Origin of the sequence: Pseudomonas sp. (assembly GCF_041601375.1) — a bacterium.
GTDB lineage: Bacteria > Pseudomonadota > Gammaproteobacteria > Pseudomonadales > Pseudomonadaceae > Aquipseudomonas.
On record NZ_JBFIIG010000161.1, the window covers coordinates 1 to 9,746 of the forward strand.

Consider the following 9,746-nt stretch of genomic DNA (forward strand, 5'->3'; position numbering starts at 1 on the left):
ATCCGATATGAGTGTCATGCGCGTCCTGATCGGCGAAATCGAACATGCCCGCTATGCCGAGCTGCTGCGCCAGGCGGCGCCCGAGCTCGAGCTGCACGGCAGCGCCGACCCGCTCGAGCTGGCGCACTGGGCGGCTAGCTGCCCGCTCTGGCTCGGCCAGCCGGATCTGCTCGCGCCCCTGCTGGCTCAGGGGCACAAGCCGCAGTGGCTGCAATCGACCTGGGCCGGCGTCACCCCGCTGCTGGCCGCCGATCTGCCGCGCGATTACCAGTTGAGCCGCGCGGTCGGCATCTTCGGCCAGGTGATGGCCGAGTACGTGCTCTGTCACCTGCTGGCCCACGAGCGCCAGCTGTTCGCCCGCCTGGCCGCCCAGGTCGAACAGCGCTGGGACAACCGCCTGCCGCAGAGCCTGGCCGGGCGTAAGGCGCTGATCGTCGGCAGCGGCGACATCGGCCTGAGCGTGGCGCACTTTCTCGCCACATTCGGCATCGAACTGTACGGCGTGGCCAGTCGCGCGCGCGTGCTGGCGCCTTTTACCGAAGTCGCCGGGCTCGATCAGCTGCCGCGCCTGGCCAGCCAGGCCGATTACCTGATCAACCTGTTGCCGGACACCCCGGCCACCCGCGACATCTACGATGCCGCGCTGTTCGCCCGGCTCAAGCCCGGGGCGCTGCTGATCAACGCCGGGCGTGGCGTGGCGGTGGTCGATGCCGACCTGGTCGCGGCGCTGCAGCAGGGCCGGTTGGCCGGCGCGGTGATCGACGTCTGCCGTCAGGAGCCGCTGCCCGCCGGCCATCCGTTCTGGAATGCGCCGCGCCTGTTGCTCACCGGGCACAGCGCCGCACCCACCGAGCCGCGGCTGATGGTGCAGTTGTTCGTCGACAATCTGCGTCGTTACCAGGCCGGCAGCCAACTGCACGGCGCCGTGGATTTCGCCCGCGGCTATTGAATCCAGCCCATGCAGAACGTGTCGGCAAAGTGTTCATGGAAAGGGCGGCTTCGCGGCGCATGCTTATCCTGCGTAGCCAGCCTCGAGACGCCGGCTAATCTGACACGGCGTCGGCAGGCAGGGTGCAATCCCGGATTGCACTGGGGCTTTTCCGGGCTACGGATTGCCCGATATTCGGTCAGCGCATGAATTTATAGCGGGCGCGATCCGGGGGGCGGGAGCCGCTTTTGTCACAAGTTGTCTTTTGCTCCTGCAATTCTTCCTGCTTCGCGCTACTCTGCAGTCGAAAGCTTCGCGCCATTCGCTCTGAATGGCGCATCGTCGACCAGCCCTGTCCTCAGGTCTGGCTTATGACACGTCAAGCAGCTCCTTGCTTGAATCTCGGGCGGCATGGTTACAGGTGTCGCAACACCGTCGCAGTTATGGCGGTTGCAATGGGAACGCAATTAGTCCTTCCATCGCTGAGGAGATCACTTCATGAGCACAGCCTTGCACGATGATGTCAGTAACGGAGTTTTGCGGCGGATGAAAGAAGGTGGTTTCGACTTCACCAGCTTCCATCCCATCGAGTTCTACGCCATTTTCCCGGATGAGGAGCGGGCACGCATGGCGACCAGAAACTTCCGTGGCGAGTCCTTGCATGCCTTGGTCACCGAGCGTGATGACGGTGCCTGGCACCTGCAAGTCAGCAAAGTGATGTATGCGACCTACCACGGCATTGGCGACTTCGAACATGACCTGGAGTCTGTCGTGGCCCCGCTTGGCGGCAAACTGGACGGTTGGGGTGTGACGCAGGAGGTCAAAGGCCTGCAACCTTGATCGCCATGCGCGTGCCGTAACGGGCATCGGCCGGTTCCTGGCTGGCCGATGCGCCTCTCTTCTCCCGCTATTGCCTACTAGCCCCGAGGATCTCAATCGCGCCCGCTGCAGCCTCTACGACTGCAGCGGGCGTCTTGGTTCTACAAGGTGAAGCCTGACCTGCGGGGTTGCCATGAACCTGGCCCAGGGGTTGGTGTTCGTTTCCTCCCCGCGTGCCAATGCCGGGATCGATCCGCGCAGGCGGGTATTCACCAGCGGCCGTGCCGATGCTCGCCTGGGTTAGCCCCGGGCCGGCGGTTGGGCGCTGGCGGCGGCCTGCGGAGGTGTGTCATCAGGGGCCGCGGCGTTTTGCCCGGGCAGGCCGGCCACGTTGATCTGGGGGAACTTCCCGCCGATGAATTCGACGCTTTGGGTCGGGAAGGCGAATTGCACGTCCAGCTCACGCATGCCTTGCAGCAGGCCCAGGTTGATGTCCTGCTGAATGTCCATGTACTTGTTGTAGTCCGAACTCAGCACGAAATAGACCACTTCTAACGTAAGCTGGTAGTTGTCGAACGCGAGAAAGTGCGCGCGGTCGAAGCGGGTATCGGCAATCCCCTCGACTATCCGACGGACCAGGGCCGTCACCTCGAGCACCTTGTCCCGCGGCGTGCCATAGGTGATGCCGAACCTGAACAGGATGCGCCGCTCTTCCATGCGCTTGTAGTTATGCAGGGTCTGGCGCAGCAGTTCGGCATTGGAGCAGACGATCTGCTCGCCGCTCAGGCTGCGAATGCGTGTGGTCTTCAGGCCGATATGTTCGATAGAGCCGGCGACCGAGCCGAATACCACGAAGTCGCCGATCTCGAAGGGCTTGTCGATACCGATCGACAGCGAGGCGAACATGTCGCTGAGCAGCGTTTGCACCGCCAGCGCCACTGCGATGCCGCCGACCCCGAGGCTGGCCACCAGGGCGGTGATATTGACGCCGAGATTGGCCAGGATCGACAGCAGCATCACCGACCAGACGAGGATGCGCAGCAGGATCGAGATGATGGTGGTGGTCACCGGGTTGCGCAGCGTGCCGTCGTCGCCGACCAGCATGTCGCGGGTCCATAGGCGCACCCCGCTGTCGAGCCACAGGGCGATCTGCAGGGGCAGCGCGATGAACCAGCCGTGGGCCAGGGAGGCTGCCCATTGCGCAGGCAGGCTAACCAGCTTGAGGGCGAGCAGCAGGGCAAAGGCGAACAGCAGGAAGCGGCTGGTCTGGCGCAATGTCTCCACCGCCAGCGTGGTGGCCAGGCTGCGCCGGCCCTTGGCCCAGTTGGCCAGCTGGCTGCTCAGCTTGCTGGCCAGGGTGCGCAGTATGAAATAGAGGGTCAGGGTGGCGATCAGTACCACGCCGGCATTGAGCCACAGGGTTCGCTCGAGTAAGAAGTTCAAATCGTCCACTGGGTCTTGTTCCTCTGCTGTGGGCGCCGCCAGCGCCCTGATGGCGAGCCATCGCGCGCAGGCTGCGAACGTGGCGCAGGCTCTTTGCTGCATCGGGTCCCGCAGGCGGAAGGCAACGGGGCTTACGCCATCACTGCTCGGATCATGGGGGACCGGTCGAGTGTGGGTCTAAGGGTAGGTGTAGCGGGGGGAGGTCGCAAAGGTCAGGCAATCCGCCAGCGGGCTGCTGGGAACGCTTATCCAGGCCTGCACCGGGTCGCGGGCAGGCAATCGCGGCGTCGATTCTGACAGTCTACGGATCGTGGATTGCTCGAGGTGATTGGTCGGCGCAGCGCGATCGGGCTTTTGTAGGAGGGTAGGGTTGAGCGCAGCGATACCCATCACAGAACACCAGCCGGCAGGCGCCTAGGGCTGCCCGAGGCAGCATTCCGTTCGGCGCGCCGCGACAATCCGCCGGCGTTGTGCCGCACCGATGAACATCTGGTGCACTGCCAGCGCCAGGGTGATCGCCCGAGACGTCAGCCTGGCGCGGGAAGGGGGCTTAACCGACCAGACGGGTCAGGTTGGGCAGAATCAGGATCAAGGTCGTGGCGAATACGATGAGACCCGCTTGCCGGATTTTGGGCTGTTTGAACATGGCCATCTGCCTTTTGTTTTTGTTGGTGTGGCGTCGAATACCCGCTCTAAAAGCCTGTCGGGCCGCAGCGTCACGCCTGGGCGTGGACTGAGAAACCGCCCCGGCAAAACCCGGCGGCGGCACCTACCTTTGTAACTCTATTTCCGTGTAGTCATGCTAACTCTAGGGGCATGTCAGGGATCGCTTAGATAACTTGGTTTCTAGCAGTTGCGAGTTCGGAACATTGAGTTATGCCCGGTACCGCCAAGAGTCTGAGCAAGCCTTGCGCCAGAGCCATTAGGCCGGCCTGTCCCTGCATAAGGCCAGTAGGCGACCGTTCGTCTGAGCGGCTCGGTCAATGTGCCTGAGCACTTCGGTCATTGAGCCGGCCCCATCTGGGGGTAAGGTAGTGCAGCCAACCTGAACAGGCGCAGCCAGCTAACAATGCGCTGTCATTCATACCCTCCAAGAGAGGTCTGAGAACGTCATGACCGAAGCATTCATTTTCGATGCGGTGCGCACGCCCCGCGGCAAAGGCAAGAAAGACGGCGCGCTCTACAGCGTCAAACCGGTCAATCTGGTCGCCGGCCTGCTCAACGCCCTGCAAGTGCGCAACAACCTGGATACCAGTCAGGTCGACGATATCGTGCTCGGTTGCGTGACGCCGGTGGGTGACCAGGGTGCCGACATCGCCAAGACCGCCGCCATGGTCGCCGACTGGGATGTCAGTGTTTCGGGCATGCAGCTCAACCGTTTCTGCGCCTCGGGCCTCGAGGCGGTGAACCTCGGCGCGATGAAGGTGCGTTCCGGCTTCGAGGATCTTGTGGTGGTCGGTGGCGTCGAGTCGATGTCGCGCGTGCCCATGGGCTCCGACGGCGGCGCCTGGGTCATGGACCCGGAAACCAATATGCACAGCCATTTCACTCCGCAGGGTATCGGTGCCGACCTGATCGCCACCCTGGAAGGCTTCTCCCGCGCGGACGTCGACGCCTATGCCCTGCGTTCTCAGCACAAAGCCGCGCGCGCCAGCGCCGACGGCTCGTTCGCCAAGTCATTGATAGCGGTGACCGATCAGAACGGCATCGTGCTGCTCGATCACGATGAGTTCATTCGCGCCGACAGCACCCTCGAGGGCCTCGGCAAGCTCAAGCCGAGTTTCGAGATGATGGGCCAGATGGGCTTCGACAGCACCGCGCTACGGGTCTACAGCCATGTCGAGCAGATCAACCACGTGCACACCCCGGGCAACAGCTCCGGCATCGTCGACGGCTCGGCGCTGATGCTGATCGGCTCCGCCGCCAAGGGCAAGGCGCTGGGTTTACAAGCCCGCGCGCGCATCGTCGCCACTGCGGTGACCGGCACCGATCCGACCATCATGCTCACAGGTCCGGCACCGGCCACGCGCAAGGCGCTGGCCAAGGCCGGGCTCAAGGTCGAGGACATCGATCTGTTCGAGGTCAACGAGGCCTTTGCCTCGGTGGTGATGAAGTTCATGCAGGACATGGGCGTGAGCGAAGACAGGGTCAACGTCAACGGCGGCTCCATCGCCATGGGCCACCCACTGGGCGCCACCGGCTGCGCCATTCTCGGCACCCTGCTCGACGAACTGGAGAAGCGCCAGTTGCGTTACGGCCTGGCCACGCTTTGCGTGGGCGGCGGTATGGGCATCGCGACCATCATCGAACGCATCTAATCGGAGCGTAGGAGCGGGCCATGCCCGCGAAACCAAGGTTTCGCTGATGATCGCGGGCATGGCCCGCTCCTACGGTTTCGGCGTTGTACTCCAGTCGAGCGCAACTGCCAGCAAGAAAGGAATTAACTAATGACTGACGCCATCCGTTACGAAAAAGGTCAGGACGCTATCGTCGTGCTGACCATCGACATGCCCGGGCAGAGTGCCAACACCATGAACGCGGAATACCGCGCGGCCATGGGCAAGGTCGTCGCGCGCCTGGAAGCCGAGAAGGATTCGATTGCCGGCGTGATCGTCACCTCGGCGAAGCAGACCTTCTTCGCCGGTGGCGATCTCAATGAGCTGATCAAGGTCGGCAAGGCCGATGCCAAGCCGTTCTACGACATGATCCTGACGCTCAAGGGCCAGCTGCGGCGCCTGGAGACCCTGGGCAAGCCGGTGGTGGCGGCGATCAACGGTGCGGCGCTAGGCGGTGGCTGGGAAATCTGTTTGGCCTGTCATCGGCGTATCGCCCTGGACAGTTCCCGCGTGCAACTCGGTCTGCCGGAAGTGACCCTCGGCCTGCTGCCCGGTGGCGGCGGGGTGGTGCGCATGGTGCGCCTGCTGGGGCTGGAAAAGGCCCTGCCGTACCTGCTCGAAGGCAAGAAGGTGCGCCCGGATGCCGCGCTCAAGGCCGGCCTGATCCATGAACTGGCCAGCGACAAGGATGACCTGCTGGCCAAGGCGCGGGCCTGGATCCTGGCCAACCCGAATGCCGGGCAACCCTGGGATATGCCCGGCTACAAGATCCCCGGCGGCACCCCGGCGAGCCCCAATGTGGCGCAGATGCTCGCCATCGCCCCCTCCATCCTGCGCGACAAGACCAAGGGCTGCTTCCCCGCCCCGGAGAAGATCATGTGCGCCGCGGTCGAGGGCGCCCAGGTCGACTTCGACACCGCGCAGATCATCGAGGCACGCTACTTCACCGAGCTGGTCACCGGCCAGGTGGCGAAGAACATGATCGGCACCTTCTGGTTCCAGCTCAACCAGATCAACGCCGGTGGCTCGCGCCCCCAGGGTTTTGCGCCCTACGTCACGCGCAAGGTCGGCGTGCTCGGCGCCGGCATGATGGGCGCGGGCATTGCCTATGTCTCGGCGGTGGCCGGTATCGAGGTGGTCCTCAAGGACGTCTCGCTGGAAGCGGCCGAGAAGGGCAAGAGCTATTCGGCCAAGTTGCTGGAGAAAAAGGTCGGCCGCGGCCAGATGAGTGCCGACAAGCGCGACGGCATCCTGGCGCGGATCACGGCCACCGACAAGGACGCCGACTTTGCAGGCTGCGACCTGATCATCGAAGCGGTATTCGAGGATCGCGACCTCAAGGCCAATGTCACCGCCGCCGCCGAACGTGCCGCGCTGGCGGAGGCGCTGATCGCCTCCAACACCTCGACTCTGCCGATCACCGGCCTCGCCACTGCGGTGCAGAAACAGGACAAATTCATCGGCCTGCATTTCTTCAGCCCGGTGGACAAGATGCCGCTGGTGGAGATCATCAGGGGCGAGCGCACCAGCGACGAGTCCCTGGCGCGCGGCTTCGACTACGTCATGCAGATCAACAAGACCCCTATCGTGGTCAACGACCGCCGCGGCTTCTTCACCTCGCGAGTGTTCGGCACCTTCACCAACGAAGGCATCGCCATGCTCGGCGAAGGCGTGTCGGCGGCGCTGATCGAGAACGAAGCGCGCAAGGCCGGCATGCCGGTCGGCCCGTTGGCGATCAGCGACGAAGTCTCGTTGAGCCTGATGAATCATATCCGTCAGCAGACCCTCAAGGACCTGGCCGAAGAGGGCAAGAGCATCGCGCCGCACCCCGCCTTCGCGGTGATCGAGCTGATGCTTAATGAATACAAGCGTCCGGGCAAAGCGGCCGGTGTGGGCTTCTACGAGTACCCGGCCGGCGGCAAGAAGTACCTGTGGCCGCAGCTCAAGACCCGTTTCGAAAAGCCCGACGCGCAGATATCGCCGCAGGATGTGCGCGATCGCCTCCTGTTCATCCAGGCCATCGAAACCGTGCGCTGCGTGGAAGAGGGCGTGCTCGAGTCGGTGGCAGACGCCAACATCGGCTCGATCTTCGGCATCGGCTTCGCCGCCTGGACCGGCGGGGCGCTGCAGTTCATCAACCAGTACGGCATCCGCGATTTCGTCGCCCGTGCCCAGTACCTGGCCGAGCAGTACGGCGAGCGATTCCTGCCGCCTGCTCTGCTGTTGCAGAGGGCGGCCAGGAACGAGGGCTTCTGAGCGCGCGCTGGTTCGGCTGGACGCGCCGCCGCGGCCGTGGATTCGAGCTGGTCGTCGGTTAATGCGGCGGGATTGCCAGGCACTTCACGTTTTGCCCGCTGTGCTGGCTTGGAGTGTGACAGGCGTCCACGGCGTTGAGGTTAGACTCCTGACAGGTGCCCGGCCTGAGATTGGGTCATGGCTTGTGCTGTGCCTTGGAGAGTTATCCATGCTGAAGTTAAAAACGCTGGCGAGGTTGTCATTTTGCGCACTGATGCTGTCGTCTCTGGTCGTACCGCAGATGAACCTGTTGATCGACTCGGCCTACGCTAAGGGTGGCGGTGGCGGTGGCGGTGGTGGTGGCGGCGGCGGTGGCGGAGGTGGTGGAAACGGCGGTGGCGGCGGAAACGGCGGTGGCCATGGCGGTGCCGGGGGCGGCCATGGCCAGGGCGGCGGCATCGGTGGCGGCCATGCCGGCCATGCCGGCCATGCCGGCCATGCCGAGGGCAAGGGCAAAGGCAAAGGCAAAGGCGTCAATGGCAACTCCGGCCATGGCGCGGCGACTTCGGCGGCGGCCAAGTCCAAGGACACGACCGGCCTGGCCAAGGCGATGTCGGTGGTCGCCAGCACACCGGCGGCCCTGGCGGCCGCGCTGGGGTTGCAGAATGCCCTGGCCTCCAGCAGCAAGGATGATGGCGACACCGAGGGTGCCGAAGAGGGCGCAGACGATGGTGTCGAAGGGGGCGTCAGCGATGATGGCAGTGGCGAAGACAGCGCAACCGAGGGCGTCGAGTAGTCTTTCGCCGTACAGCTGTTGAGCAAAAGCCCGGTACCCTTTGCCGGGTTTTTGCTATCTGGCCGATGCCCTCTTGCTATGCCGCGCCGCCACAGGCAGGCTTGAGTTCTGTCAATGTCATCACTCCGTGTTTCAGGTATCCGCCCCATGCCGCTGCAGATTTGCATTCTGGAAACTGACGTACTTCGCCCCGAACTGGTCGACCAATATCATGGCTATGGCCGGATGTTCGAGCAGCTCTTCGCTCGCCAACCGATCGCCGCCGAGTTCACCGTGTACAACGTGATGGACGGCCGCTATCCGCCGGAGAGCGAACACTACGACGCCTATCTGGTCACCGGTAGCAAGGCCGATTCGTTCGGCAGCGATCCGTGGATCGAAACCCTCAAGAGCTATCTGCTCGAACGCTATGCCCACGGCGACAAGTTGCTCGGCATCTGCTTCGGTCACCAATTACTGGCGCTGCTGCTCGGCGGCAAGGCCGAGCGCGCCGAACAGGGCTGGGGCGTGGGTACCCATCGCTACCGCATGGCCCACCAGCCGGCCTGGATGACCCCGGTGCTGGAAGAGCTGACCCTGCTGATCAGCCACCAGGATCAGGTCACCAAGCTGCCGGAAAATGCCACGCTGCTGGCCTCCAGCGACTTCTGCCCGATCGCCGCCTACTGCATCGACGATCAGGTGTTGTGCTTCCAGGGCCATCCGGAGTTCATCCACGACTATTCCAAGGAGCTGCTGGAGATTCGCCAGCAGCACATTGGCCAGGAGGCCTATCGCCAGGGCATCGACAGCCTGCAGCACGAGCACCAAGGCCACACGGTGGCCGAGTGGATGATGCGCTTCGTCGCCCACGGCCGCGCCGGCCTGGATCTTTAAGCGCCTCAGAACAAAAAGCCCGGCTCACGTACCGCAATGCTGTTCACTTAAGCGGAGCAGCTTTGCGGTCAACTGGGTAGCGGGTCTTGGACATCTTCACCGTCCCGGGCGTCGATGGCCTGGGGCGTTTTTTTATGAATAGCAGGCCGATACTGCCGCGTAAATCCGCCAGCCGTCGGGGCGTATTTCCGGGTGACAGCGCGCCTGCTATGACTACCAATTGAGCGGCAATGAACTGGCAGGCGAACTTGAAGCTGATCTCGCTCGGGGCCCGTTGGTGGGCCACCGCAGCCTGACTGGCCTCTCGACGCAC

At 63.8% G+C, this 9,746-nt stretch carries 7 protein-coding genes and 1 pseudogene; 6 read left to right on the forward strand and 2 right to left on the reverse strand.

Translation table 11 applies throughout. The annotated features are described in order from the left end of the window. Window positions 1–16 precede the first annotated feature (16 nt). The gene (locus ABZE94_RS17260; RefSeq protein WP_372876830.1) at window positions 17–949 is read left to right on the forward strand and encodes a D-2-hydroxyacid dehydrogenase; all 933 of its coding nucleotides are present in this window, start codon (window positions 17–19) and stop codon (window positions 947–949) included. Window positions 950–1,426: 477 nt separating this feature from the next. Further along, on the forward strand, window positions 1,427–1,768 hold the full coding sequence (locus tag ABZE94_RS17265) for a ribonuclease E inhibitor RraB (protein ID WP_079202128.1): 342 nt from the start codon (window positions 1,427–1,429) through the stop codon (window positions 1,766–1,768). Between the two features lie 279 nt (window positions 1,769–2,047). Here ABZE94_RS17265 and ABZE94_RS17270 read toward each other — a convergent pair whose 3' ends face one another. Beyond that, the gene (locus ABZE94_RS17270) at window positions 2,048–3,199 is read right to left on the reverse strand and encodes a mechanosensitive ion channel family protein (RefSeq protein ID WP_372876820.1); all 1,152 of its coding nucleotides are present in this window, start codon (window positions 3,197–3,199) and stop codon (window positions 2,048–2,050) included. Window positions 3,200–4,302: 1,103 nt separating this feature from the next. Between ABZE94_RS17270 and ABZE94_RS17275 the strand changes: the two genes are divergently transcribed. The 4 genes from ABZE94_RS17275 to ABZE94_RS17290 all read left to right on the forward strand — a co-directional run bounded on the left by ABZE94_RS17275 (window position 4,303) and on the right by ABZE94_RS17290 (window position 9,433). After that, the gene (locus tag ABZE94_RS17275) at window positions 4,303–5,508 is read left to right on the forward strand and encodes an acetyl-CoA C-acetyltransferase (protein ID WP_372876822.1); all 1,206 of its coding nucleotides are present in this window, start codon (window positions 4,303–4,305) and stop codon (window positions 5,506–5,508) included. Window positions 5,509–5,637: 129 nt separating this feature from the next. Next, window positions 5,638–7,782 (forward strand): 3-hydroxyacyl-CoA dehydrogenase NAD-binding domain-containing protein, encoded by a 2,145-nt coding sequence (locus tag ABZE94_RS17280; protein WP_372876824.1) that lies wholly within the window; start codon window positions 5,638–5,640, stop codon window positions 7,780–7,782. A gap of 208 nt (window positions 7,783–7,990) precedes the next feature. Then, window positions 7,991–8,557: a hypothetical protein gene (locus ABZE94_RS17285; RefSeq protein ID WP_372876826.1), complete on the forward strand. Its 567-nt coding sequence runs from the start codon at window positions 7,991–7,993 to the stop codon at window positions 8,555–8,557. Window positions 8,558–8,704: 147 nt separating this feature from the next. Then, window positions 8,705–9,433 carry an amidotransferase gene (locus ABZE94_RS17290; protein WP_372876828.1) on the forward strand — a complete coding sequence of 243 codons (729 nt, stop codon included), beginning with the start codon at window positions 8,705–8,707 and terminating at the stop codon, window positions 9,431–9,433. 43 nt (window positions 9,434–9,476) lie between these two features. Here ABZE94_RS17290 and ABZE94_RS17295 read toward each other — a convergent pair. Further along, window positions 9,477–9,746 (reverse strand): annotated as a pseudogene (locus tag ABZE94_RS17295) (IS4 family transposase); the annotation flags it as partial.

Excerpts from the sequence above, each read along its gene's own strand:
- ABZE94_RS17260 (WP_372876830.1), top strand. The coding sequence starts at position 17 with ATGCGCGTCCTGATCGGCGAAATCGAACATGCCCGCTATGCCGAGCTG.
- ABZE94_RS17265 (WP_079202128.1), top strand. The coding sequence starts at position 1,427 with ATGAGCACAGCCTTGCACGATGATGTCAGTAACGGAGTTTTGCGGCGG.
- ABZE94_RS17275 (WP_372876822.1), top strand. The coding sequence starts at position 4,303 with ATGACCGAAGCATTCATTTTCGATGCGGTGCGCACGCCCCGCGGCAAA.
- ABZE94_RS17280 (WP_372876824.1), top strand. The coding sequence starts at position 5,638 with ATGACTGACGCCATCCGTTACGAAAAAGGTCAGGACGCTATCGTCGTG.
- ABZE94_RS17285 (WP_372876826.1), top strand. The coding sequence starts at position 7,991 with ATGCTGAAGTTAAAAACGCTGGCGAGGTTGTCATTTTGCGCACTGATG.
- ABZE94_RS17290 (WP_372876828.1), top strand. The coding sequence starts at position 8,705 with ATGCCGCTGCAGATTTGCATTCTGGAAACTGACGTACTTCGCCCCGAA.